A 23,683-nucleotide genomic window follows, 5' to 3' on the forward strand; every position below is an offset into this window, starting at 1 on the left:
GACTCCGGAGGCGCGCCCTGCGCCTCCGGAGCCTTTGCTAGCTGCGTGGTGTAAAAGCATTACCTTGCGGCTGGCGTTGCAGCCCTAACATCTTTCTGCACACCAGGAACAGCGTGCTGATGATATCAATCACTACCACGCTCAACATCAGCAAGCCCAGCATGAAAAAACCTGCCAACGTACCTGCCAGTAACAGCAGCGGTGTTGGCACGCGTATCCGGCGCAGCTTCATCGCCAGATACATTTTCCAGTATTGCCCCTGCGCATGTAGTGCGTTGCGTATCCGGCCCATACGAACGCGAGATCTGCGTGATGCAGTGCGGTTCATAACTCCTCCTTTTTCTGAATGTCCCAGCAAGTAAATCACAAGGTTCTTAAGAGATGCTTAACAGGTTCTTGTTGACCTTGGCTCTCTGACAGAGGGTATGACAGCAATGCTGGCAAAAAGGTCCGCTGGTCATACAAGGCATTGGCAAGCTATCTTGTATTTATTGCGGTATTGCGGGGAGACGTATGAATGAAGGTAACCAATAAATACTACGATGCCAGCAAGGCGCATCATACCCCTCAGGGATTTTGCAACCCTGAACCAACCCTGCATAAACCGGGGGATCTGAAGCGCTGGCAGGATGAGCGTAAGAAGCTGGGTTTACCCAAGCCCCCGCAGGCTGGCTATGAGCAATTTATCCAGCAATGGTGGCAAGCGGCCGATCTGAGCGGCACTCAGGATAGCGTTTGGTGGCTGGGCCATGCTTCAGTGTTGCTGCGCCTGGGTGGGCGCCATGTGCTGATTGACCCGGTATTGTCACCTCGTGCATCGCCGCTGAGCTTTTATGGCCCGAAACGTAAGACGCCACCTCCACTAAGCGTGCAACAGTTGCCTGCGGTGGATGTAGTGCTGATTTCACACAATCACTACGATCATCTGGATCGCCAGACTATCCGGGTTCTGACCAGGCGTTTTCGCAGTGCGACCTTTATCGTGCCGCTGGGGCTTAAACGCTGGTTCAGCCACTATCCGGTTAAACGGGTGGTAGAGCTGGACTGGTGGGAGAGCCTGACGCTGGGTGATATGACGTTTCATGCTACACCAGCACGGCATTGGAGCATGCGCACCCCTTGGGATCGCAACCGCTCGCTCTGGTGTGGCTGGGTTGTTCACCATCCGGCACTGCGCTTTTATTTCTCTGGCGACAGTGGCTACAGTGAACAGTTGGCCGAGATAGGCACCCACCTTGGGCCGTTTGATATTGCAGCGTTGCCAATCGGCGCTTATGCGCCAAGGTGGTTTATGCAAGAGCAGCACATGGACCCCCAGCAGTCGGTCATGTTGTACCAACAGCTAAACCAACCCCGTGTTATTCCAATTCATTGGGGGGTTTTTGAATTAGCCGATGAGTCACTGGATGAGCCCCCGTTACAATTAAAGCACGCGTTAAGCTCTGCAGGGCTTGAACAGCATCGGTTTCATCCGCTGAAAATTGGTGAGCGGATAGAGCTCGGTCCTACCTCTTAGTGAGTAATCATCCGGTGATGAGAGGGGCTGCGTATCCCGCGCCGGAAGGGGCCTGGCGCGGAAGTTGCTTTGTTGGTGCAATGCCGTTAGTTGAACAAATAATGGGTTAAACAGCGCCGAGTGTACTGAAAAGAATAGCCCATCTCAGGTTGTTAACCCGTGGATAAAAATAACCCAAGTGATATTGGCGTGTATTTTGGGTTATTTATTTTATGCTTACTAAGTTAGTTGCGGATATAACGCGCGACGGTGCAGGGCGTATTTAACGTCATTGCACTTTTTTGGTGCGTAATTCCAACCGTTGCATGTTTATGCACAGAGAAATGTGAGCCTTGTTGGAAAAATCTGACCCGCGTTCCCACCGGTGGCTGGGGGAACTATCCCGCTATGACAAGGCCTGGCCCCTAAAAGGTCTGATCAGTGAGCATTCGGCCCCCCGTTCATCGTTATTCAAATGTTGCATATAAAATTCCATAAAGATTCAAAACTTTTTAAGATTATGCCGGGGGTTGCGGCTTATATGCTGGCAAAAATCTTCACCTCCAGCTTGAATGAATTGTTAAAACCGAGGCTCCAGGCGGAGTACAGAGCAGCTTCTTTACAAAGCAGAAAATAGGCAACGCATCAACTTATTTCAACCTATTTTAGCTATTCTTGCGGCCGACCGTTTCAAATATGTGCGACATGTCCATCAGTGATTAAAAATGGCTTGCCATACTTTACAGAGTATGTGATAACGCACTTGGGTAAAACGAGGTACAGTTCTGTATATGTGTGGCATTTTCAGTAAAGAAGTTCTGAGTAAAGACGTTAGCGTTGAATACCGCTTCTCTGCCGATCCTTATCTTAGTGCCTCAAGCAGTAACGACTCTAGTTTGTCTATGTAACGCCTACGGGCGGTTTAAACAATCCAAAGGAAATACTCAAGATGGCAAAGATCAAAGGTCAAGTTAAGTGGTTCAACGAGTCTAAAGGTTTCGGTTTCATCACCCCGGCTGACGGCAGCAAAGACGTGTTCGTACACTTCTCTGCAATCCAGGGTAACGGCTTCAAAACCCTGGCTGAAGGCCAGAACGTTGAGTTCGAAATCCAAGATGGCCAGAAAGGCCCATCTGCAGTAAACGTTACTGCTATCTAATCAGCGTCAGCTGTACAAAAACCCGCCTTTGTGCGGGTTTTTTCGTCTCTAGACCCGGTTAACGTCAGCCGGTAATTATGATGCCGGAATATTGATTACGGCCTTTGATCCCTGGGTGAGAAGGATCTTGTTCACGCCGGTGGCTGTTACGGCGGTAGCTGGTGTATTTAAAGTGCTGAGGCAGCTCTGGGTCATGATTTAGCGTGCAGATGGTGCAAGAGCCTGCATGATCGACGGCGGCAAAGCCCAAGGCTTTGAGCTTGGCTTGTGCGATGGCTGCCAGATCCAGATGACGGTGAGTGGGGCTGATCAGCTCTGGTGAGAAAGGCAGCTCCTGTTGAAAGCGCGTGATCAATTCCTCATTGACTTGATAACAGCAGGCACCGGCTGCCGGCCCGATAGAAGCCACCCAGTTTGCCGTTTCGTCCTCAAGGCGAATACGCTTGGCCATCTGTTCAAGGATGCCATCCAGCAAGCCGCGCCATCCTGCATGTACGGCACCAATGGCGCTACCGTCCCGACGGCTGAAAATCACTGGCAGGCAGTCTGCCGTCAATACGCTGATCAGGATCCCCGGCTCACGAGTAAAAAAGCCATCGGCTTCGCCGCAGGGCTGAGCGGGTTGATGAACGTCAACAATACGCGTGCCGTGCACCTGCTTTTTCTCGGGCAGCGTACTGCGGAAAGGTTGTAAGGGGGCCGGCAACAGGGCACTTTTATTGCCAAAGCCATGTTTGACACCTGGAATAGTGGTGAGAAGCGATGAATAGTCGGTCATAAAACGTCTTTTATCGGCAACTGAAAGTGGCTACCAGTGTAGCCAGCTTTTTAGCTCGCCGCCTTTGAAATTCATAAGGTGCAATAGGGGAAGGCGGTATCCGCCTTGCATCGTACATGCGCCTTCTTTAGACTAACTGCGCCGTATCTATCTGAGATCCCATCCATGTCTTATCAGTGCCCTCTGTGCCATCAACCGCTCGAAAATACCCGCCACCAATGGCGTTGCGAAAACAACCACCAGTTCGACTGCGCCAAAGAAGGTTACGTCAATTTAATGCCGGTGCAGCATAAACGCTCCAAGCAGCCGGGCGACAGTGTTGAAATGATGCAAGCGCGCCGTACGTTTCTCGAAGGGGTTATTATCAGCCGTTACAGCACCGGGTGGCGGAGCTGTTGGCGATGACCATGCCTGCCGATGCGCAAGCGTTGCTGGATATTGGCTGCGGCGAGGGGTATTACACTGCGGCAGTTGCTGCACGGTTGGCACAGGAGCGGGCTGTGGCGGTTTATGGGCTGGACGTCGCCAAGTTTGCTATCCGCTCGGCGGCAAAGCGTTATCCTACGGTGTCGTTTTGCGTGGCTTCCAGCCACCGTTTGCCGTTTGCCGAGGCTTCTCTTGATGCCGTATTACGTATCTATGCGCCCTGCAAAGCTGAAGAATTGGCGCGGGTTATCAGGCCGGGCGGGGTTGTTGTGACGGTGTCACCTGGGCCAAGGCATCTATACCAGCTAAAACAACAGGTTTATCAAGAGGTGCAATTGCACAGCGAGCATGATGAGCAACTGCCGGGGTTCAGCTGTGAACTGGCCGAGCAATTGGCTTACCCGCTAGCGCTACCTGGGGCGCAGGCGGCCAATTTACTGCAGATGACGCCCTTTGCCTGGCGTGCTTCGCCAGAAGTGCAGCAGCGTTTGGTGGGCACCGCAACTTTCGCCTGCGAAACCGATTTCGCTATTCGCTTATATCGTCGCGCCGTCTAGAAACAAAAAAACCTGCGGTGGCAGGTTTTTTCGCTTATCAAGGCAAGGATTAAGCCAGATAGCCTAGATGCTCCAGCAAGATATTAAACCCGATCCCGATCAGCACCACACCGCCAAGGATTTCTGCGCGTTTGCCCAGCAGCGGGCCGATAAAGCGGCCGATCATCATACCCAGCGTTGCCATAATCATGGTGGCGCAGCCGATTGCCATGGCGGTATGCACGATATTGACTTGCAGGAAGGCCAGCCCCACGCCGATAGCCATGGCATCCAGGCTGGTGGCGATGGCGGTAGCCACCAATACCCAGAAACCGTGGCGTTTCACCTTCTGGTTTTCTTCCGGTTTGCTTTTCACACCTTCAACGATCATGCGCATGCCCAGTATAAACAGCAGGCTGAAGGCAACCCAGTGATCCCACTCCATGATGTATTGGCTGGCAAACAGCCCAATACCCCAACCGATAAGCGGAGTAATGGCTTCGATTACGCCAAAGATAAGACCAGTGCGGATAGCTTCGCGAAAACGTGGTTGATGCAAGGTGGCGCCTTTGCCGATCGACGCTGCAAATGCGTCCATAGACATGCCGAAAGCCAGAATAAGCGTTGCTGAAAGGTTCATGTTGAATAGTCTCGGCCGGGCGGCTCCATATACACGTAACCCACCCCCAACCATACGACGGAGTTACGTGTCTCATGGTCTCGCCAACCCATCGGCTGCCCGCACCACGTTTTAGAGACAAAACGAGTATGTTGATACGGGCGTTTCTGGCCAAAATGCCCCAGAAACCGGCTACTCCCCAATGACGGCGCAACCTTACCATAATGCTTTTACGACAGACAACCTTTAATTAACTCAGGGAATGGAGTGAAATTGAGACTTATTTTCATTAGCGGAGAAATAAGCATTAATAACGTTGATAGTTGCATCAATACTGTGGAAATAATAAGCAAATTATTGCCGGTTAATTATTCTTAAAAGCAGAATATTGTAAAGGAGTAGGCAGCTACTTACTGATTTTCAATGAAAAAGTTATATATTCTCTCTAGGTCATCCAAGTTTGTGACTTGGATCAACAATCGACGCTGTTCTAAATCGATAACCAAAATACCATCCTCGGATAAATTCATCGCTTTGATCCGTTGATAGTCAATAAAGGCATTGGCATAGAAGAAGCCCTGCTTTTTAAACAACATTTTGGGCCAGCGGATATAGGAAATATATAAGGCGATCAAAGCCAAAGAAATTAACAGATAAGTGGTTATCGGCGCTCCCTGGCTGACTACGTTGCGGTAGATCAGAATGGCGATCAGGCCGACAAAAATCAGGCAGTCAATCCGGTTACTGCGTTTTAGCGTCACCTTCAGCAGCGTCTTGCCTTTCAGCAGGTTCATGCCGAACTCGTCGTACAGCGCATACAGAAGCATCAGCACAATAAAAACCAGTATTACGCCATCGGTCAGTGACATCTCACTACTCCATAAATAAAAAACCGGAGGTTACCCCCGGTTGTCAATCATTGTGGTTACAGGCCCAGCAAGCCAATCCAATAACCAAAGATACCGATAACGAAGAAGCCGATGATGATCCACAGCGCGTTGACTTTCTTGCGCAGCAGCCACATACAGCCGAAGGTCAACAGCAACGGAACCAGACCCGGCATCAGTTGGTCAAGGATGGTTTGTACCGTGGTCACCGTGGTATGCCCGGTCTGGTCGGTGATTTTCGACACCACCAGCGGGATATTCACGTGCGTCCACTTGTTAACCAGGGCCCCCATGACAAACAGGCCGAGGATGGACGCCCCTTCCGTCAGTTTTTGCAGGAAGCCGCCGCCCATATCGTTAACGATATCGACCCCTTTACGATAGCCATAAGCCACGCCGTAGTAACGGGTCAGCAGGCGTACCAGGTTAAACAGCACAAAGAACAGCAGCGGGCCGAGCAGGCTGCCACTCATGGCAATACCGGCACCCAGTGCGGCAAATACCGGGCGGACCGTTCCCCAGAAGATTGGGTCGCCCACGCCAGCCAGTGGCCCCATCAGGCCTACTTTGATGCCGTTGATAGCCGCATCGTCGATCGGTGCGCCATTGGCACGCTGCTCTTCCATCGCCATCGTAACGCCAAGCACCGGTGCCGCGACGAAGGGTTGCGTATTGAAGAACTCAAGATGGCGTTTGATTGCCTGCTTGCGATCTTCGTTGTTTTCCGGATACAGGCGACGGATCACCGGAACCATAGAGAAGCAAAAACCCAGCGCCTGCATACGTTCGAAGTTCCATGAACCCTGGAACAGGTTGGAGCGTACAAATACTCCCCGAATATCGGCAGGTGTCAGTTTCTTTTGAGTCGTTGTATCAACCATTTCTTTCACCTATTCCTAGTCCAATTCGTTATCAAGGTCGTTGGCATTGGCAGGGCCAGCCTGAACCACCTGAGACTTGTTGTATTTCGGGCTGAGCTGGATATAGAGCACGGCCATCACCACACCAATCACACCCAATGCAACCAGGTTAAAGTTGGTGAAGGCGGCGGTAACGAAGCCCAGGTAGAAGAATGGCATCAGATAACCGGCACGCATCATGTTGATGACCATCGCATAACCGACAACCACAATCATGCCACCGGCGATGTTCAGACCGCTGGTTACGACTTCCGGAATAGAGTTGAGCAGAGCGTGAACACCCGCGGTCCCGACAGAGATCGCTACGATCACCGCTGGAATAGCGATACGCATTGCCTGCAACAGCAGGGCCGAGATGTGTAGCACGGTAATACCGCGCAGGCTGCCGCGTTCTGCCGCGCTGTCAGCGGCGTGCTGGAACGCCACGGTCAGGGTACGAACGATAATGGTCAGCACCTGGCCGGCTGCCGCCAACGGAATAGCCAGTGCAATACCGGCACCGATATTTTGCCCACCGGCAATAACCAGAATGGTGGAAATGATAGAAGCCAACGCGGCATCCGGTGCGACTGCCGCCCCGATATTCATCCAACCCAAGGCAATCATCTCCAGCGTACCGCCGATGATGATACCGGTTTTCATGTCGCCAAGAACAAGGCCAATCAGGGTACAGGCTACCAATGGACGGTGGAACTGGAACTCATCCAGAACGGAACCCATCCCGGCAATACACGCAACGATAAATATCAGCACAATCTGAAGAGTGGTAATCTCCATTGTACTTCTCCTATGACCAAAAGAGCTCTGAGTAAATAATTAACGACGCACGCCATTAATTGAGTTTGTTAATCAGGTCCATCATTTTTAACTTGCTGTCGGAAGAGACCTTACGGACTTCCAGCTCGATACCCTGTTCGTTTAATTTCTTAAACGCTTCGATGTCTTTTTCATCGACGGAGACGGCGTTATTCACCTGGGTTTTCCCCTGGCGGAATGCCATGCCACCGATATTCACCGATTTGATATCGACCCCACCCTCTACCAGGCGCCAGACGTCGGTAGGGTTGGTGAAAAGCAACATAACGCGATCGCCTGCGTATTTCGGGTTGTTCCAGACACGGATCGCTTTCGCCACGTCAACAACGTGTGCGGTAACGCCCGGTGGGGCAACCTGGGTCAACAGGGTTTTACGGACGTGATCGGCAGCGACTTCATCACTGATAACAATGATGCGGCTGACGTTTGTCTCCTTGGTCCAACGGGTGGCAACCTGGCCGTGGATCAACCGGTCGTCGATACGTGCCAGGCCGATTTTCATATGGTCATTTGGGCCGAGAGGCGCTTGCACAGCAGCGGCCTTTTTCGGAGGAGGGGCCGGTTTGGCTGGTTCTGCAACCGGTTTTTTCAGCGCTTTCACGCCTTCTCGCCCGGTTTCCAGCGCAATGGCTACCAATTCTTCAAAGCTGGGGTTATCGTCACGAGCCATAAAGGTTTCCACCAGCATCGGAATGTTAACCCCGGTGATCACCTCGTAATGCTCTTTATCAACGGCGATACGGCTGGCCGCATTAAATGGGCTTCCGCCCCAGGTATCTACCAGGAACAGGACGCCATTGCTGGTATCGAGGCCGCTGATTTTCCCATTGTATTTCTCAATTAACGTTTCAGCATTTTCACCGGGGACGAAATCTATATAGGCGACGTTATCCTGCTCGCCCAATAGCATTTCTGCTGTTTTCAGCAATTGTTCCGCTGCAGCCCCGTGTGTGCCGATGATAATAGCTATTGCCACTCGCTACCTCCTCGTTGAACTTAAGGCACGTATTGTGTCTTCCTCATTACCATCCTGGCAGTCACTTCCGCGGTTCAGATACATTATGGTAGAAAATAAGAAACTCACACTTAACGTTTTTCGCGCAGTTTCAAAAACCTGTGGAAGCTAATTCCCGTTAACGGCATTTATTTTAGTGCGTGAAAAAATAATTTTTGTGACATTGCTCGGTTATTGATGGATCGATGGACACTAAAGGATTGTTTGAGGAATTAATCAGCAAAGGTGTTACAAAAGAGGAGGTAAAGTTAAAAAAGCCACTTTTCCGTCGAAAAATTTCCTGCTAGAGTGCTTTCCTCTATCATTACCAAGGAGTGAAGGGCCTCAGCCCACCCTATGGACTGTCACCGAAGTTACTGTTTTTCAAGGTTTCACCCGCCACCTGTGGGCGCCAGAAAATTCACCAGGCCTGAAGGCCGTTTCCCGATACTGCAACCTCGTTTCCTTATTCTCATCGCCAGCGCCTGCTTTGCGTCGGCCTCTTTACGTTTGAGCACCGTTTATAACCTGTTTTTCTGTCGGAGTCTGATATGGAATTATTAATGGACCCCTCGATTTGGGCTGGGTTATTGACTTTGGTGGTTTTGGAAATTGTACTGGGTATCGACAACCTGGTGTTTATCGCCATTCTGGCTGACAAACTGCCCCCCAAACAGCGTGACAAAGCCAGGATCATTGGTCTTTCGTTAGCGCTGGTGATGCGTCTGGGCCTGCTGTCCGTGATTTCATGGATGATTAAACTGACTAAGCCGCTGTTTAGTGTGGCGGAATTCACTTTCTCAGGCCGCGATCTGATCCTGCTATTTGGCGGTATATTCCTGCTGTTTAAAGGCACCATGGAATTGCATGAACGGCTGGAAGGCAATGCTCACCAGGAAAGCAGCAACCGTGGCTACGCCAAATTCTGGGCGGTAGTGGTACAGATTGTCATCCTGGATGCGGTGTTCTCGCTTGATGCGGTGATCACGGCGGTAGGGATGGTGAATGATTTACCTGTCATGATGGCGGCGGTGGTGATTGCCATGGCGGTCATGCTGTTAGCATCGAAACCTTTAACCAACTTCGTGAATACCCATCCGACCATCGTGGTGCTCTGTTTGAGCTTCCTGCTGATGATTGGCCTAAGTTTGATTGCCGAAGGTTTTGGTCTGCATATACCTAAGGGTTATCTGTATGCGGCGATTGGCTTCTCGATCATTATCGAGCTGTTTAATCAGATCGCGCGGCGAAACTTTATCAAACATGAAGCGCGCCGCCCGATGCGTGAGCGTACGGCAGAAGCCATCATGCGCCTGATGGGGCAACAGCGCCCCCAGCAGGTGGATGAGGATAATTCGCGGCAGGTGAAAGAAACCTTTGCCGAAGAAGAGCGTTATATGATCAGCGGCGTGCTGACGCTGGCTTCCCGGACGCTGCGCAGCGTAATGACACCGCGCACCGAGATTTCCTGGGTTGATTGCGAACGTTCCCGTGATGCGGTGCGCGAACAACTGTTGGATACTCCCCACAGCCTGTTCCCGGTTTGCCGTGATGAACTGGACGAAATCGTCGGTGTCGTGCGTGCCAAAGATCTGTTGGTCGCGCTGGATCAGGGCGTGGATATTGCCGAATTTGCCGCCCGTACACCACCGATCGTGGTGCCAGAAACCATGGACGTGATCAAACTGCTGGCGGTATTGCGCCGGGCCAAGGGGCGTCTGGTGGTGGTAACCAACGAATTTGGCGTCGTGCAGGGGCTGGTGACGCCGTTAGACGTGCTGGAGGCCATTGCCGGTGAGTTCCCGGATGAGGACGAGACGCCGGATATTATCGCAGACGGCGACCGTTGGTTGGTCAAAGGCGGGGCGGACTTACACTCTCTGGAACAGGCACTGGATTGTAACGATCTGGTCAGCCCTACGGAGGATTACGCCTCTCTGGCTGGATTCCTGCTCTCACATTCTGGCCAGATGCCAGAGGTAGGGGACGTGGTTGAGCTAAATGAGCTGCGCTTTGAGATCCTCGAAATTTCAGATTACCGTATCGAACTGGTCAGTATCACCAAGGTGATACCGCCACACGAACAAGACGCATAATGACTCAGGCCGGGGGATCTCCCTGGCTTTTCTTCCTGTCGATAGGGTTTTTCACCACGATTATCCAGGGCCCGTTGCCGGGTTTCATACTGCTGTAACCACAGAGGGAAAACATTGATCGGCATCGGTTTGGCAAAATAGTATCCCTGCAAGCCATGCACATCCCGCGAGCGTAGGTAATCTGCCTGCTCTAGAGTTTCTACCCCTTCGGCGACCAGTTTGAGCTTCAGGCGCTGCGCCAACGTAATTATTGTGTCGGTCACGGTGGCATTCACCGCATCGGTGCCAATGGCGGCGGTAAAGCCACGATCGATTTTCAGCACGTCCGGGCTAAGTTTTTTCAGGTAACTCAGGGAGCTGTGGCCCGTGCCGAAATCATCTATCGCCAGCATGATGCCCATCTCTTTTAGCGTTTTAATCTGTTCATACTGAATTTCCGACAGGGCAGTGCGCTCGGTCAGTTCCAGCATTAGCGACGGCATGGGATGAACGGGGAGCCAGATGCGGCGGATATCATCAATAATACTGACCGTATTGAAATGCTCCGCGGCGACGTTGATGCTGATATAAAACGATGGGCGTGGTGGAAACAGATTGAGGTTTTCTACCACCGTAGTCATCAGATAACGCGTCAGGGGAATGATCAAACCATGTTGCTCGGCCAGCGGAATAAACACATCGGGTGAAATCCACCCCTGCCGCTTGTTTTTCCAGCGCAGCAAGGTTTCCACGCCGACGCAGCGGCCATTGTCGCTGTTGATAATCGGCTGACAATAAACACGGAATTCGCGATGTGTAATAGCGTGGCCGATGTAATACGACAGGCTCATGCGGTTGGCGGTGATCAGATACACGACGTAGGCGGCCAGCAGGCTCAGCATCAGCGCCAACGGAATATGCCGTGGCAAGGCGGCCAGCGCCAGGGTACTGGCATTAGGACCAAACAATGAAATAGAGAAGGGATACTTGGCGGATTTGGCCGTGTATTGCAGCCCTTGCGGCTGAGATCCCTGCAGCGTTATTTCCCTTTGGCCATATTCAAGGGTCTGCTGACCCACGTTTAGCACCACGTGATGAGCATAAGGCTCTTGGGGTTCAAGCAGAAAATTGGACAGCAGGTCGATATTGAAGATGCTCAGTACGCCGCTGGTTTCCTGGGGTGTCACGGGTGTCCACAGCGCCAGCGTAGGGGTACCTTTCGCTACCGACAGCGCAGGGCGCAAAGCCAACTGTACGCCGGTGCCGGTCATCGTTGGGAAAATGGCAGAAAACACATAGTTGCGCGGCCCAAACAGGCTTGAACAATAAATGGCCCCCTTTTCTACTAACAGTACTGAACGTAGGGCCTGGTTTTGCGCGGTACGAAAACGCAGCGTAGGGATCACCGATTCACAAGGTTGCCCGATCATTGACATGGTGCGTTCAGCCTGTTGCTGTGCCGGTAGCAGCAGGCCATTAAGTTTGGTGATCACGCGGGTAGTCAGCGTGCGTTGATTCTGCTCAATAATGCGGACTTCCTGATAATAGCGCGTATAGAGGGAAATCAACAAAATAGCCAACCCAACCGCACCGGCCAGTAGCCAGCGGTAATAGCGGTATTGCGAAGCGGCAAGTTGGGTCATCAACATCCGGTAAGTCCTTGTTCAGTCAACCAGCCTGAGGTTATTCTCATGCTAAAATTCTGTCATAAGATTCTTGGGTAATTCTAGCCTGTCAGCATAGATAATTGATGGTAACTCAATAAATTATTTCAGTTGGCGGGAGCAGGGAGTCAAATGGTGGCTTAACCGGAGGATTACGCAGCAAATCAGCAGGAGCGTTTGGCGGGTGGAAGAAAACCCCGCCGGTGAAGGCGGGGTGTCAGTCAGTCACATTGCACTTTGATTGCCAGACCACCACGGGAGGTTTCGCGGTATTTGGCGTTCATATCTTTACCGGTTTCGTACATGGTTTCGATCACTTTATCCAGCGATACCCGCGGTTCGCTGGTGCGACGCAGAGCCATACGTGCTGAGTTAATCGCTTTCACCGAGGCAATCGCATTGCGCTCGATGCAAGGAACCTGTACCTGGCCGGCAACGGGGTCACAGGTCAAGCCCAGGTTATGCTCCATGCCGATCTCGGCTGCGATGCAAACCTGTTCCGGGCTGCCGCCCAGGAGTTCGGCCAGCCCTGCAGCCGCCATGGAGCAGGCAACGCCCACTTCACCCTGGCAACCGACTTCGGCACCCGAGATAGAGGCGTTCATTTTATATAATGTGCCAACGGCACCCGAAGCCATAAAGTAGCGAATATAGATGTCTGGGCTGACGGATTCGATGAAATGGTCATAGTAAGCCAGTACCGCCGGTACGATCCCGCAGGCGCCGTTGGTCGGCGCGGTAACCACCCTCCCACCGGCGGCGTTCTCCTCGTTCACCGCCAGAGCAAACATGTTGACCCAGTCAATGACATTCATCGGATCATTAGAAAGTTTGTCAGAAGAGACCAGCATACGGCGCAGAGCAGAAGCACGGCGCGGTACACGCAATGGCCCAGGCAGCACACCTTCGGTATTCAAACCCCGATCGATACAGGCCCGCATGGTTTGCCAGACATCGCCGAAATAGGCTTCGATATCCTGCTTGCTGTGCAACGCCAGTTCGTTCTGCATGACCATCCCGGACAGTGAAAGGCCGGTAGTGTGGCAGTGTGCCAGCATTTCGCTCGCAGAATGGAAAGGATAGGGGACCGTGACCTCATTGCTGTCGGTTTTGCCGAAGTGTTCTTCATCAACGATAAAACCACCGCCGATGGAGTAATAGGTCTTGCTATAAATCGGTTTGTCACCGGCGAAGGCATGGATCTGCATGGCATTTTCATGCAACGGCAGATTGTCGCTGCGGAAAACCATGCCGCCATCGCGTGGGAAATCGACCTCATGCAGGCCGCTGGCCAGCATCAGGCGTTGGCGTTGCTCGACATCGCGTATAAAACCCGGAATGCTATCGATATCCACGGTGGCCGGCATATTGCCTGCCAGGCCGAGAATGATGGCAATATCAGTATGGTGACCTTTACCGGTCAATGAGAGTGAGCCGTAGACGTCAACGGCAACACGCGTGACAGAAGACATCAAGCCTTCATTTACCAGATCGTCGACAAACTGTTTGCCGGCTTTCATCGGTCCAACCGTATGAGAGCTGGACGGGCCGATGCCGATCTTAAACATGTCGAAAACGCTAATCACGCTAAAACTCCTTAAAGAGGCATATTGTTATGGCTGCAACGGCTAAAAACCGCGCAGGGAACTGCGATAGTTTAAAAGGGCCGTACAGGTTCGGTACCCTTTTTCGCATGAAATAAAATAATCCGTGGTGTTACTTTTATTACATCGCCAGTTTAAACCTTATGCTATTAGTGGTTTATTTTGGCTGGGAGTATTTTACAGGTATTTCGTAAGGTTGAAGAGAGAGTTTACAGTTTTTTTAAAAGACTGATGCCGTAAACGGTAGTAGAAAAAATAACCTGGTGAAGTGATAGCGATCGCTTAACCGGTAAAACGGCCGGCAATCCCTGCCGGAGTGTGAGGGGGTCACAATCAGATCGCCACCTGCTGAGCCAGGCGGCGGATAATGGCCGCAGTTAGCCCCCAGATAAATTGGCTCTGATACCAGGAAAGATAGACCCGGTGGACATGGCCCTGTCGGTGAATATCCAGCGGAAAATAACGCGATAATCGCAGAGCTTCTTGCAGCGGTATTTCAAATAGCTCTGCGACTTCATCTTCATTGGCATGAAATTCAATATCTGGTGGGATCAGGCCCACCACCGGCGTTACCTGAAAGCCGGTGCTGCTATCCAAGGGGGCCATTTGCCCGAGGATATGCACTGCTCCTGGTGGGAGCGCCACTTCTTCTTGTGCTTCGCGCAATGCCGTGATGATAGGTGAGCCGTCTTCGGCATCGGTTTTTCCCCCAGGGAAGGCCACTTGACCTGCGTGTTTACGCAACGAATCGGCTCGGCGGGTAAGCAGCAAGGTGGGCTCTGGGCGGCAGATTATCGGGATCAGCACGGCAGCGGGGCGCACGTTTTGAGAGATCCGCACCGCCTGTGGCAATTGCAGTTGAAAACGGCTGATAAAGTCAGCCAGTGAAGCCGGATAATCCTGATGACTCACGAAACGGTAAACTCCCCAAGTTGCGGCAAGATGCGGCCCACTTTATCAAAAGTTTCCTGATATTCCGCCTGTTCCTGGCTGTCGGCCACGATGCCGCCACCGGCAGAACAGCTAATGCGCCCGTTTTCCGTAAGCAGAGTGCGGATGGTGATATTGCTGTCCATAGTGCCACACAGGCTAATATAGCCAATACTGCCGCAATAGGCGTTACGGCGGTGTGGCTCAAGTTCTTCGATGATCTCCATGGCCCGCACTTTGGGGGCGCCGGTGATTGAACCGCCAGGGAAACAGGCACGCAACAGTTCGGTGGCTGGCGTTGTCGCAGGCAGCGTGGCGGTGATGGTACTGACCAGATGATGCACCGCCGGGAACGGCTCTACCACGAACAGTTCCGGAACGCGCACGGTGCCGGGCTGCGCCACGCGGCCAATGTCGTTACGCAGCAGATCAACAATCATCAGATTTTCCGCCCGGTCTTTCGCCGAACTGGCCAGTTTTTGCGCCTGTTGTGCATCCAGTGCGGCATCGGCAAGGCGTGGCAAGGTACCTTTTATAGGCCGGGTCTGGATCTGCTGGTTTGCCAGCCACAGAAAGCGTTCTGGCGACACGCTCAACACGGCGTTGTGCGGCAGGCGCAGAAAAGCCGAGAAAGGGGCACGGTTACTGGCGCTTAACTGGCAAAATGCTTGCCATTCATCCCCTTGATAAGGAGCGGAAAAGCGCTGGGCCAGATTGATCTGATAACAATCACCGCTGCGCAGATAGGCCTGGATACGGCGGAATTTTTCACCGTATTGCTGGCGTGTCATATTTGTCTGCCAGTGGCCGCTCAAAGCAAAGGGTTGTGTTGGCGGAGTCTGCTGCTGGCTAAGCCATTGCCAGCGTTGTTCAATATCGCCATGGCTGAGCAGCGTCAGTGTTTGCTTTTGGTGATCGGCAATTAACGCCCAATCATAAATTCCTACCGCCATATCCGGCAGCGCGATGTCTGCCTGCGCCAACTGTGGCAGAGCTTCTATACGCCGCCCCAGATCGTAACCGAATAACCCCAACGCGCCGCCTTGAAAGGGAAGGTCGCCGTTGACGGGCGGATGGAGGTTTATGGTATCAAGCTGCTGTTGCAGTAGCAGGAAGGGATCGTCTGACGCGTGACAAGTGGCGTTGCCTTGCCGGATCTCGGTACTGGTGCCGCATGTGGTCAACGTCACGCGTGGTTCAGCCACCAAAATATCAAAACGGTTATGTGAATGCTCGGCAAATCCCGAGTGCAGCAACATTGCCCAGGGCTGTTGTGCCAATGGAGTAAACAGCTCCAACAAGGCTGTGCGGGTATAGGGCAAGGATTTGAGATTTGGGGTGGTGGCACTCATGGGCTTCAATCAACCTGGCTGGCGGAAAACGGCGGTATTCTGCCACATTCCTTGGCCGGGTGCAGCTTACAGCGTTCGGTTGGTCAAAACTAAACAAAGGTAAATGAAGCATTTTTTGCAACGCTTGCTATCAGGCAAAAATGTTAAAAAGCTTTAAAACAATGGCTATTCGCTTTCCATCATCAATTATCTCAATACATAAAAACAGCCTTATTAAGCCGTGATAATTATCGCCCGGTTACATTTTGAAATCTTATCAATTAGTGGGAGGGTATATGTTATTTTGCCAGAAATGCGGGTTGTGGATGGATGAAGCTTCACATTTCCCCGCTCATTCTTCATGCCAATGCGAGCAGTGTGCAAAAAATACGCCATCGATGCTAAACTCATTAAAACACCCGCTTAAATCCTTAAGCCAGTATTTTGATGCTACCTCTCAACGTCAGGCGCATTAAATTAAAAACAATAATGAGTTTTCCATTTCTTTTAACCAAGAATCGCCTATGCCATTAAAATTGAGTGTTATCGTCCCGCTGCATAATGCCGGAGAGTTATTCGTTCCTTTCCTGGAGTCCTTGCTGGCGCAGCACGAACAGCAGTTGGAGGTGATCATCGTCAATGATGGATCTACCGATGGATCAGGGGATATTGCCCACCAATATGCCGAAAAACACCCGCATATTAGCGTTATTGATCAAGCTAATTCCGGCGTTTCTAATGCCCGCAATGCAGGGTTGAGTATTGCACGCGGCAAATATGTCGCCTTCCCCGATGCGGATGATTTATTAGCTCCAGCGTTGTATTCCACCTTGCTTGAGCAGGCGGAAAAGCACCAGTTAGATGTTATGCAATGTAACGGTGAACGTTATTTTGCCGCAGATAGTGATCTACAGCCCATAATTCCACCTGAACGTTTGAAAGACACGGCAGTTATTTCCGGGGCGCAATGGTTAGCCACCGCGCTGAAATCAAGAAGGTTTATTCATGTGGTCTGGTTGGCGGTCTATCGGCTTGATTTCCTCAGGCAGCATGAACTTTATTTTGAACCGGGCCTGCACCATCAGGATATTCCCTGGACCACCGAGGTCATGTTCAATGCCCAGCGGGTAAAATATTTGAGTAAACCGCTTTATCGCCAGCGAGTTCACGACCGTTCTATCAGCAATAGGCTGCGTACCGGGCAGGCAAACGTTGAATATCAGCGCCATTATATGAAGATTGTGGAAATGCTGATGGCGATGAATCAGCGTTACAGCTCAAAAATTCCTATCTGCCCAAGCTTTCATTGGCAAATCACCCGCGAGGCGTTAGGCATTTGCCACAGTATTCGCCGCGAGCCAGAACGGCAGGCGCAGCTACAAATGACGGAAGAATTCCGCCAACGCGGTATTGATCGTGCCATGTTTACCAATATGCGGGGGATCAAGCAGACTTGGCATGTGTTGTTGTGGCTGCACCGGCTGAAGCAGTGGAGAAAAGAGGATGCGCAGCCATTAAATAACAGGCGTTGGGATCCACGGCGTTAGGGCGTATAATCCACGGTCATTATTGTCGTGGAGAGAAACACATGCTTGCAGGTATGCCGTCACTGAGCCATCAAGAGCAGCAAGAAGCTGCTGACCGTATCCATGAAATGATGGGACAAGGCATGAGCAGTGGAGAAGCCATCGCGCGCGTCGCACAGGAAATTCGTGAAAAGCATCAGGGCGATCAGGTTAGCGTACTGTTCGATGATGAAGAGGAAGACGTGCAGGAAGCACCAACCGAGTATCTGGAAGACAATACTGAAGACGACGAGAATTACTGAGGTTATCGGGGGCCGGCATACCGACCCCCGATGATTTTATCCCTGCACGATCACCGCAGCGGCGGCCTGTTTCGCCAAGGCAACGGCCTGCTCAACCTCTGGCGCCGTCGCCAGTGCCACACCCATCCGGCGCTTACCGCCGATGTCCGGTTTACCAAATAAACGCACCTGATTGTAGCCGGTCAGTGCCGCGTCTAATCCACTGAAGCGCACGTTGTCACTGCAAAGTTCCGGCAGGATCACCGCAGAAGCGGACGGCCCGAACTGGCGGATAGCGTTAATCGGCAACCCCAGAAAAGCACGGACGTGCAGGGCAAACTCCGAAATATCCTGCGAAATCAGGGTTACCATTCCAGTATCGTGTGGGCGAGGGGAAACCTCGCTGAAAATCACGTCATCACCACAGACAAACAGCTCAACGCCAAATAGACCAAAACCGCCTAGCGCGTTAACCACGTCTTGTGCAATCGCCTGCGCACGGCTCAATGCCAATTCGGACATCTGCTGTGGCTGCCAGGATTCACGGTAGTCGCCATCTTCCTGGCGATGGCCGATCGGAGCACAGAAATGGATACCGTCGATGGCGTTGATGGTCAGCAGCGTGATTTCGAAATCAAAGCGTACCAGGCCTTCCACAATCACTCGTCCGCCGCCAGCGCGGCCGCCTTCCTGAGCGTAACTCCAGGCAGCGCTCAGTTGCTGTTCGCTGCGGATCAGGCTTTGCCCTTTGCCGGAAGAGCTCATGACCGGCTTGACGATGCAGGGATAACCGATTTCTGCCACCGCCTGGCGGAAACTCGCTTCGCTATCGGCAAAACGGTAACTGGATGTCGGCAGACCCAGCGTTTCGGCAGCCAGGCGACGGATCCCTTCACGGTTCATGGTCAGGCGTGTGGCTTCGGCACAGGGCACTACGTGGTGGCCGAGTTGTTCAAGTTCAACCAGCATGCTGGTGGCAATGGCTTCAATTTCCGGCACGATATAATCGGGACGTTCCTGTTCGATCAACGTTTTCAGCGCATTACCATCCAGCATATTAATCACATGGCTGCGGTGCGCCACATGCATGGCTGGGGCATCGGCGTAACGATCGACGGCAATCACTTCCAAACCTAAACGCTGGCATTCAATGGCAACTTCTTTACCCAGCTCACCTGAGCCGAGCAGCATAACGCGGGTAGCGGATGGGCGCAGGGCGGTTCCAATAGTTAACATAGTCTCGTACCTGGATTTGTAATAATTAACGCGGTCTGACAACGAGCGCGCAGTATATACGAAAACGATTGCGTACGCAGCTGTGGGCAACCTGATTGATCCCAAAGCGCAGTTGTCTGCTGTCTAAACCCGTTTTCGACGGTTTTTTTAACGCCTGAAATCCGGAATCCACACTAACTCTGTTATCATCTGCGCCTGATCCGGTGCGACCTAACCGCTGCGCCGCCTTTCCACTTGCTATAAGAGTTATTGCCGTGAGCACAGTTTCCTTTTCTTCCCTGCCGCTGCCAGCCGAACAGTTGGCCAACCTCAACGAACTGGGGTATGCCGAAATGACGCCGGTACAGGCCGCAGCGCTGCCCGCCATCCTGAAAGGGCAGGACGTACGTGCCAAAGCAAAAACCGGCAGCGGCAAGACGGCGGCATTTGGTATCGGCCTGCTGGACAAAATCAACGTTGCCCAGGTGGCGACCCAGGCCCTGATCCTGTGCCCAACGCGTGAACTGGCCGACCAGGTAAGCAAAGAACTGCGCCGCCTGGCTCGTTTCACGCAGAACATTAAGATCCTGACCCTGTGCGGTGGCCAACCGGTGGGGCCACAGCTTGATTCACTGGTGCATGCGCCGCACATTGTGGTGGGTACTCCAGGGCGCGTGCAGGAGCATCTGCGCAAGAAAACCCTGGTGCTGGATCTCCTGCAAGTCCTGGTGCTGGACGAAGCTGACCGTATGCTGGACATGGGTTTTGCCGACGACATCGATGATGTGATCAGTTACACGCCATCACAGCGCCAGACCCTGCTGTTTTCTGCCACTTATCCGGCGGGCATTGAACGCATCAGCGCCCGAGTGCAACGTGAGCCACTGAATGTGGAAGTGGACGACGGCGAAGAGCAAGCCAGCATTGAGCAGCGGTTCTATGAAACCACCCGCGATCAACGTCCTGCGTTGCTGGTGGCGGCAATCCGCCATTATCAACCTTCTTCCTGCGTAATATTCTGTAACACCAAGCGTGATTGCCAGAGCGTGTATGAAGCGCTCGAGGCTCGGGATATCAGCGTGTTGGCGCTGCATGGTGATCTGGAACAGCGCGATAGGGATCAGGTGCTGGTGCGCTTTGCCAACCGCAGTTGCCGCGTGCTGGTTGCGACCGACGTTGCCGCCCGTGGCCTGGATATCAAAGAATTGGAGTTGGTGGTCAATTACGAACTTTCGTTTGATCCCGAAGTGCACGTTCACCGCATTGGCCGCACCGGCCGTGCTGGTCTGAGCGGGATGGCGATCAGCCTGTGTACGCCACAGGAAATGGTTCGTGTACATGCCCTCGAAGATTACCTGCAGATGAAGGCAAAATGGGCTCCGGTATCGGAACTGAGCGGCGCACCTAACACACCGCTTGATGCTGAAATGGTTACTTTATGCATCGACGGTGGCCGCAAGGCAAAAATCCGCCCAGGTGATATTCTGGGCGCGCTGACGGGTGACGCCGGGCTGACGGCCGCGGAAGTGGGCAAAATCGATATGTTCCCGGTACATGCCTATGTGGCTATCCGTAAAGCCAGCGCGCGCAAAGCGTTGCAACAGCTTCAGCAAGGTAAAATCAAAGGCAAGAGCTGCAAAGTGCGGCTGTTGAAATAATCAACGGCGGGCTGCTTGCGGCCCGGTCTGAAATTACACTATACTGTATAAAATTACAGTACCATAACCTTTGAGGGACAAGCTCATGGCTGTTGAAGTGAAATATGTGGTAGTTAGAAACGGTGAGGAAAAAATGACTTTCGCAAACAAGAAAGAAGCCGATGCCTACGACAAAATGTTGGATCTGGCTGATAGCCTCGGCGAGTGGTTGCAACAAGCTCCAGTAACGCTGGAAGAAGAGCAGCGTGAAGGGCTGAGTTTCTTCCTGGCGGAACATAAAGACGCGTTAACGCAGATCCTGCGTGGCGGCGCAGCGCCACAAGAAACGGTAAAAAAGCCCGCTAAAGCCAAGGCAGAGAAAGCCGCCACCCCGATAGAAGGCTCGGAGTCCGAGCAGCAGGCAGCGTAATCCGCAATATTGCAGCATAGATTTAAGAAAAGGATCTGAAATGTCCCGTGAGATAACCTTCTTCAGCCGTTTTGAACAAGATATCCTGGCTGGGCGCAAAACCATCACCATTCGGGATGCCGGCGAGTCCCACTTTCAGTCTGGTGAAGTGTTACGGGTAAGCCGTAACGAAGACGGCGTGTTTTTCTGTTTCATCGAAGTGAAATCGGTCACGCCCATTCGCCTGGAGGCGTTAACCGAAGAGCATGCACAGCAAGAGAATATGACGCTCAGCCAATTGAAGCAGGTTATCCAGGAGATCTATCCGGGGTTGGATGAACTGTTTGTTATCGCTTTTCGGGTGGTAGCGCATAGTTAATCTGGCAGCTTGCTGCTCATGCATTATTGATGGTCATATCTGAGCCAATTGAAGTCTGAGTGTGTCAGGGGCTGCTTCAGCGGCCCTTTGCCGAAGGCGCACATTACTGACTGAGCGTGGTGTCTACTTCTGAGAGCAGGCTCTGCCAGCCTCTGACAAATTCCTCCAAATTCAAGCCTGACCGCGTTCAGGCCCTGCAACCTGTTACAGCCTCAACAATTACAGGTATAATCCCCCCAAATTATTCAATTGCTTTAGAGGCGAAGATGACAAAACTCACCTTACAAGAACAGATGCTAAAAGCTGGGCTAGTGACCAGCAAAAAAATGGCTAAAGTTCAAAGAACGGCTAAAAAGTCACGAGTTCAGACTCGTGAGGCAAGAGCAGCGGTGGAAGAAAATAAAAAAGCACAACTTGAGCGTGATAAACAGCTAAGCGAACAACAAAAACAAGCCACTTTATCTAAAGAATACAAAGTTCAGGTGAAGCAACTGATTGAAATGAACAAAATCGTCATTGCCAAAGGCGATATTGGTTTTAATTTCACCGATAATAATTTAATTAAAAAAATATTTGTTGATAAGACGACTCAAGCCCAGTTGATTAGTGGCCGCCTCGCCATTGCTCGTTTGATTGTCGAGAACAGTGGTGAGAGTCAATACGCTATTATCCCCGCGAGCGTGGCCGATAAAATTGCGCAGCGGGATGCGAACAGCATTGTATTAAATAGTGCGCTTAGCCAGGAAGAGCAGGACGAAGAAGATCCGTATGCCGACTTTAAAGTACCCGATGATTTGATGTGGTAATCACCGTTTGCAGATGTCGGGCTTGGCGATAAAAGTCATCGGATTAAGCATTTCCGTATGAATCTGGGTGCCACTGTTGGCCTCTTTGCAGAGGCATCGTTATCTACCCAAGGTAATTGGAGTTGCCACCCACAACGCTGCAGGTTTAAGCAAGGAGGATGGAGCTCTTTCGCCTTCAGAATGGGCTGGCATTATGGGCGTTGATCCCCTCTTTGCTAATGGGATGAACAAAATGCAACTCACTGGCGTGTAGCATCAACCGCGGTGTCCGTTCGGTACCTGGTAGCAGAAGGCCACCATACAGGTCACAGCCCAAAATAGGGTGGCCTAACTGCTGGCAGTGGATGCGGAGTTGATGAGTGCGCCCCGTTTCCGGGGTTAGCGCTACTCGTGTCAAAGGCAGTGACGCCCCGTTTTCCAACGTGTGATAAAAGCGCTCAACGACCCGATAGCGGGAGCGGGCTGGCTTGCCGTGGATGGCACAAATCGACATTAGCGGGAACAGCGCCGGGTCTTTGGCGATCGCTGCGTCTATTACCCCTTCGTTGTCGTCCAGATGCCCGCAGAGCAGCGCGCTATATACTTTGGTCACTGTGCGCTGGCTGAACTGCTGGCACAGGGCAGCATTGACCGCTTTATTGCGTGCAATCACCATCAGCCCGGAAGTACCGAAATCAAGGCGGTGGACCAGCGTGCAGCCGGGGAACATCTGTACCAACCGATGATGCACCGAATCGAGATTTTGCGGATTTTTCCCTGAGAGGCTCAGCAACCCGGCGGGTTTATTGATAAGTACCAAGTATTCGTCCTGGTAGAGATGCTCGATTGTATGATGGCACGGTGGGGCAATAAAGGTATCGATAATCTTAGACATCAGGCTACCCGGTGGAAAGTGGCAGCGAATGATAACGAATTTTAAGCCGACTGACGAATCTGTCTATGGGCCTGATCGCCAGTCTGAGTCAAGGCCAACTCACCTCCCGCCAATGTTAATCCTTGGCGAACTCAAGGCTAACCGTCACCCCTCCATCAAGGTATTCCTCCAATCCTTATTTGTTCACGATCCCATGACTCGGTGCCTTCCACTCTCAGCCACACAATTTTGCATCACCCATACAATAATTGACAAATAATCCCCTAATCTGGAGCCTGCTCGGCAGCCTGGCTGACAGATGCCTGTGCCCCAATATCCCCTG

General features: G+C 52.2%; 23 protein-coding genes, 1 pseudogene and 1 riboswitch. Of the genes and pseudogenes, 11 read left to right on the forward strand and 13 right to left on the reverse strand.

The window, feature by feature from the left end:
• Positions 1 to 37: 37 nt before the first annotated feature.
• Positions 38 to 328, reverse strand: a complete 291-nt coding sequence (locus tag ACQ86O_RS16730) for a hypothetical protein (RefSeq protein WP_431222042.1) — start codon at positions 326 to 328, stop codon at positions 38 to 40.
• Between the two features lie 189 nt (positions 329 to 517).
• Between ACQ86O_RS16730 and ACQ86O_RS16735 the strand changes: the two genes are divergently transcribed.
• The 3 genes from ACQ86O_RS16735 to cspE all read left to right on the forward strand — a co-directional run bounded on the left by ACQ86O_RS16735 (position 518) and on the right by cspE (position 2,654).
• Entirely contained in the window at positions 518 to 1,516 is a 999-nt protein-coding gene (locus ACQ86O_RS16735; RefSeq protein WP_431222043.1) for an MBL fold metallo-hydrolase, read from the forward strand.
• 770 nt (positions 1,517 to 2,286) lie between these two features.
• Entirely contained in the window at positions 2,287 to 2,403 is a 117-nt protein-coding gene (locus ACQ86O_RS16740) for a DUF2627 domain-containing protein (RefSeq protein WP_002211058.1), read from the forward strand.
• A gap of 41 nt (positions 2,404 to 2,444) precedes the next feature.
• A complete protein-coding gene (cspE, locus tag ACQ86O_RS16745) occupies positions 2,445 to 2,654 on the forward strand; it encodes a transcription antiterminator/RNA stability regulator CspE (protein ID WP_002221949.1) in 210 nt (69 codons plus the stop codon).
• A gap of 64 nt (positions 2,655 to 2,718) precedes the next feature.
• Here cspE and pgeF read toward each other — a convergent pair whose 3' ends face one another.
• A complete protein-coding gene (gene pgeF / locus ACQ86O_RS16750; RefSeq protein WP_431222044.1) occupies positions 2,719 to 3,432 on the reverse strand; it encodes a peptidoglycan editing factor PgeF in 714 nt (237 codons plus the stop codon).
• Positions 3,433 to 3,597: 165 nt separating this feature from the next.
• Between pgeF and rlmA the strand changes: the two are divergent.
• Positions 3,598 to 4,415: pseudogene (gene rlmA / locus ACQ86O_RS16755) on the forward strand (23S rRNA (guanine(745)-N(1))-methyltransferase).
• A gap of 49 nt (positions 4,416 to 4,464) precedes the next feature.
• Here rlmA and mntP read toward each other — a convergent pair.
• The 5 genes from mntP to manX all read right to left on the reverse strand — a co-directional run bounded on the left by mntP (position 4,465) and on the right by manX (position 8,612).
• Positions 4,465 to 5,034 (reverse strand): manganese efflux pump MntP, encoded by a 570-nt coding sequence (mntP, locus tag ACQ86O_RS16760; protein WP_431222045.1) that lies wholly within the window; start codon positions 5,032 to 5,034, stop codon positions 4,465 to 4,467.
• Between the two features lie 11 nt (positions 5,035 to 5,045).
• A riboswitch (yybP-ykoY riboswitch) is annotated at positions 5,046 to 5,226 on the reverse strand.
• A 197-nt stretch (positions 5,227 to 5,423) separates the two neighbouring features.
• Positions 5,424 to 5,882 carry a DUF986 family protein gene (locus tag ACQ86O_RS16765; protein WP_431222046.1) on the reverse strand — a complete coding sequence of 153 codons (459 nt, stop codon included), beginning with the start codon at positions 5,880 to 5,882 and terminating at the stop codon, positions 5,424 to 5,426.
• A gap of 56 nt (positions 5,883 to 5,938) precedes the next feature.
• Positions 5,939 to 6,781 carry a PTS mannose transporter subunit IID gene (locus ACQ86O_RS16770; RefSeq protein ID WP_431222047.1) on the reverse strand — a complete coding sequence of 281 codons (843 nt, stop codon included), beginning with the start codon at positions 6,779 to 6,781 and terminating at the stop codon, positions 5,939 to 5,941.
• Between the two features lie 15 nt (positions 6,782 to 6,796).
• Positions 6,797 to 7,597 carry a PTS mannose/fructose/sorbose transporter subunit IIC gene (locus ACQ86O_RS16775; protein WP_431222048.1) on the reverse strand — a complete coding sequence of 267 codons (801 nt, stop codon included), beginning with the start codon at positions 7,595 to 7,597 and terminating at the stop codon, positions 6,797 to 6,799.
• Between the two features lie 55 nt (positions 7,598 to 7,652).
• Complete coding sequence (gene manX / locus ACQ86O_RS16780; RefSeq protein ID WP_431222049.1) at positions 7,653 to 8,612, reverse strand: PTS mannose transporter subunit IIAB; 960 nt, start codon at positions 8,610 to 8,612, stop codon at positions 7,653 to 7,655.
• 569 nt (positions 8,613 to 9,181) lie between these two features.
• Between manX and ACQ86O_RS16785 the strand changes: the two genes are divergently transcribed.
• Positions 9,182 to 10,726, forward strand: a complete 1,545-nt coding sequence (locus tag ACQ86O_RS16785) for a TerC family protein (protein ID WP_431222050.1) — start codon at positions 9,182 to 9,184, stop codon at positions 10,724 to 10,726.
• Here ACQ86O_RS16785 and ACQ86O_RS16790 read toward each other — a convergent pair.
• The 4 genes from ACQ86O_RS16790 to pabB form a co-directional block, all read right to left on the reverse strand.
• Positions 10,666 to 12,354 carry an EAL domain-containing protein gene (locus ACQ86O_RS16790; RefSeq protein WP_431222051.1) on the reverse strand — a complete coding sequence of 563 codons (1,689 nt, stop codon included), beginning with the start codon at positions 12,352 to 12,354 and terminating at the stop codon, positions 10,666 to 10,668. The two genes, ACQ86O_RS16785 and ACQ86O_RS16790, sit on opposite strands and share 61 nt — an antisense overlap.
• Positions 12,355 to 12,590: 236 nt before the next feature.
• On the reverse strand, positions 12,591 to 13,955 hold the full coding sequence (sdaA, locus tag ACQ86O_RS16795) for an L-serine ammonia-lyase (protein ID WP_431222052.1): 1,365 nt from the start codon (positions 13,953 to 13,955) through the stop codon (positions 12,591 to 12,593).
• Positions 13,956 to 14,306: 351 nt separating this feature from the next.
• Complete coding sequence (locus tag ACQ86O_RS16800) at positions 14,307 to 14,885, reverse strand: CoA pyrophosphatase (RefSeq protein ID WP_431222053.1); 579 nt, start codon at positions 14,883 to 14,885, stop codon at positions 14,307 to 14,309.
• The gene (gene pabB / locus ACQ86O_RS16805) at positions 14,882 to 16,255 is read right to left on the reverse strand and encodes an aminodeoxychorismate synthase component 1 (RefSeq protein WP_431222054.1); all 1,374 of its coding nucleotides are present in this window, start codon (positions 16,253 to 16,255) and stop codon (positions 14,882 to 14,884) included. Before pabB ends, ACQ86O_RS16800 begins: the two co-directional genes overlap by 4 nt.
• Positions 16,256 to 16,758: 503 nt before the next feature.
• Here pabB and ACQ86O_RS16810 point away from each other — a divergent pair.
• Together ACQ86O_RS16810 and ACQ86O_RS16815 are read left to right on the forward strand one after the other, a co-directional pair.
• Entirely contained in the window at positions 16,759 to 17,781 is a 1,023-nt protein-coding gene (locus ACQ86O_RS16810) for a glycosyltransferase (RefSeq protein ID WP_431222055.1), read from the forward strand.
• Positions 17,782 to 17,822: 41 nt separating this feature from the next.
• Positions 17,823 to 18,062: a YoaH family protein gene (locus ACQ86O_RS16815; RefSeq protein WP_431222056.1), complete on the forward strand. Its 240-nt coding sequence runs from the start codon at positions 17,823 to 17,825 to the stop codon at positions 18,060 to 18,062.
• 36 nt (positions 18,063 to 18,098) lie between these two features.
• On the opposite strand, the gene purT is transcribed toward ACQ86O_RS16815, so the two are convergent.
• Positions 18,099 to 19,277, reverse strand: a complete 1,179-nt coding sequence (gene purT / locus ACQ86O_RS16820) for a formate-dependent phosphoribosylglycinamide formyltransferase (RefSeq protein WP_431222057.1) — start codon at positions 19,275 to 19,277, stop codon at positions 18,099 to 18,101.
• A 254-nt stretch (positions 19,278 to 19,531) separates the two neighbouring features.
• On the opposite strand from purT, the gene dbpA reads away from it, so the two are divergent.
• The 4 genes from dbpA (at position 19,532) to ACQ86O_RS16840 (ending at position 22,487) form a co-directional block, all read left to right on the forward strand.
• Positions 19,532 to 20,914: an ATP-dependent RNA helicase DbpA gene (gene dbpA / locus ACQ86O_RS16825; RefSeq protein ID WP_431222058.1), complete on the forward strand. Its 1,383-nt coding sequence runs from the start codon at positions 19,532 to 19,534 to the stop codon at positions 20,912 to 20,914.
• A gap of 85 nt (positions 20,915 to 20,999) precedes the next feature.
• Complete coding sequence (locus tag ACQ86O_RS16830; protein WP_431222059.1) at positions 21,000 to 21,323, forward strand: YebG family protein; 324 nt, start codon at positions 21,000 to 21,002, stop codon at positions 21,321 to 21,323.
• A gap of 40 nt (positions 21,324 to 21,363) precedes the next feature.
• A complete protein-coding gene (gene yqfB, locus ACQ86O_RS16835) occupies positions 21,364 to 21,681 on the forward strand; it encodes a N(4)-acetylcytidine aminohydrolase (RefSeq protein ID WP_431222060.1) in 318 nt (105 codons plus the stop codon).
• A gap of 266 nt (positions 21,682 to 21,947) precedes the next feature.
• A complete protein-coding gene (locus tag ACQ86O_RS16840) occupies positions 21,948 to 22,487 on the forward strand; it encodes a DUF2058 domain-containing protein (protein WP_431225755.1) in 540 nt (179 codons plus the stop codon).
• A gap of 175 nt (positions 22,488 to 22,662) precedes the next feature.
• On the opposite strand, the gene ACQ86O_RS16845 is transcribed toward ACQ86O_RS16840, so the two are convergent.
• Positions 22,663 to 23,361, reverse strand: a complete 699-nt coding sequence (locus ACQ86O_RS16845; protein WP_431222061.1) for an RluA family pseudouridine synthase — start codon at positions 23,359 to 23,361, stop codon at positions 22,663 to 22,665.
• Positions 23,362 to 23,683: the final 322 nt, after the last annotated feature.

The organism is Serratia sp. L9, assembly GCF_050632285.1.
GTDB lineage: Bacteria > Pseudomonadota > Gammaproteobacteria > Enterobacterales > Enterobacteriaceae > Chania.

What these genes read in the sequence shown, in the direction of transcription:
- ACQ86O_RS16790 (WP_431222051.1), bottom strand. Translation starts at nt 12,354, where the DNA reads ATGTTGATGACCCAACTTGCCGCTTCGCAATACCGCTATTACCGCTGG.
- ACQ86O_RS16770 (WP_431222047.1), bottom strand. Translation starts at nt 6,781, where the DNA reads ATGGTTGATACAACGACTCAAAAGAAACTGACACCTGCCGATATTCGG.
- mntP (WP_431222045.1), bottom strand. Translation starts at nt 5,034, where the DNA reads ATGAACCTTTCAGCAACGCTTATTCTGGCTTTCGGCATGTCTATGGAC.
- pabB (WP_431222054.1), bottom strand. Translation starts at nt 16,255, where the DNA reads ATGAGTGCCACCACCCCAAATCTCAAATCCTTGCCCTATACCCGCACA.
- ACQ86O_RS16730 (WP_431222042.1), bottom strand. Translation starts at nt 328, where the DNA reads ATGAACCGCACTGCATCACGCAGATCTCGCGTTCGTATGGGCCGGATA.
- ACQ86O_RS16815 (WP_431222056.1), top strand. Translation starts at nt 17,823, where the DNA reads ATGCTTGCAGGTATGCCGTCACTGAGCCATCAAGAGCAGCAAGAAGCT.
- ACQ86O_RS16735 (WP_431222043.1), top strand. Translation starts at nt 518, where the DNA reads ATGAAGGTAACCAATAAATACTACGATGCCAGCAAGGCGCATCATACC.
- ACQ86O_RS16765 (WP_431222046.1), bottom strand. Translation starts at nt 5,882, where the DNA reads ATGTCACTGACCGATGGCGTAATACTGGTTTTTATTGTGCTGATGCTT.
- cspE (WP_002221949.1), top strand. Translation starts at nt 2,445, where the DNA reads ATGGCAAAGATCAAAGGTCAAGTTAAGTGGTTCAACGAGTCTAAAGGT.
- ACQ86O_RS16740 (WP_002211058.1), top strand. Translation starts at nt 2,287, where the DNA reads ATGTGTGGCATTTTCAGTAAAGAAGTTCTGAGTAAAGACGTTAGCGTT.
- ACQ86O_RS16845 (WP_431222061.1), bottom strand. Translation starts at nt 23,361, where the DNA reads ATGTCTAAGATTATCGATACCTTTATTGCCCCACCGTGCCATCATACA.
- ACQ86O_RS16830 (WP_431222059.1), top strand. Translation starts at nt 21,000, where the DNA reads ATGGCTGTTGAAGTGAAATATGTGGTAGTTAGAAACGGTGAGGAAAAA.
- ACQ86O_RS16785 (WP_431222050.1), top strand. Translation starts at nt 9,182, where the DNA reads ATGGAATTATTAATGGACCCCTCGATTTGGGCTGGGTTATTGACTTTG.
- ACQ86O_RS16840 (WP_431225755.1), top strand. Translation starts at nt 21,948, where the DNA reads ATGACAAAACTCACCTTACAAGAACAGATGCTAAAAGCTGGGCTAGTG.
- pgeF (WP_431222044.1), bottom strand. Translation starts at nt 3,432, where the DNA reads ATGACCGACTATTCATCGCTTCTCACCACTATTCCAGGTGTCAAACAT.
- ACQ86O_RS16810 (WP_431222055.1), top strand. Translation starts at nt 16,759, where the DNA reads ATGCCATTAAAATTGAGTGTTATCGTCCCGCTGCATAATGCCGGAGAG.
- ACQ86O_RS16775 (WP_431222048.1), bottom strand. Translation starts at nt 7,597, where the DNA reads ATGGAGATTACCACTCTTCAGATTGTGCTGATATTTATCGTTGCGTGT.
- yqfB (WP_431222060.1), top strand. Translation starts at nt 21,364, where the DNA reads ATGTCCCGTGAGATAACCTTCTTCAGCCGTTTTGAACAAGATATCCTG.
- purT (WP_431222057.1), bottom strand. Translation starts at nt 19,277, where the DNA reads ATGTTAACTATTGGAACCGCCCTGCGCCCATCCGCTACCCGCGTTATG.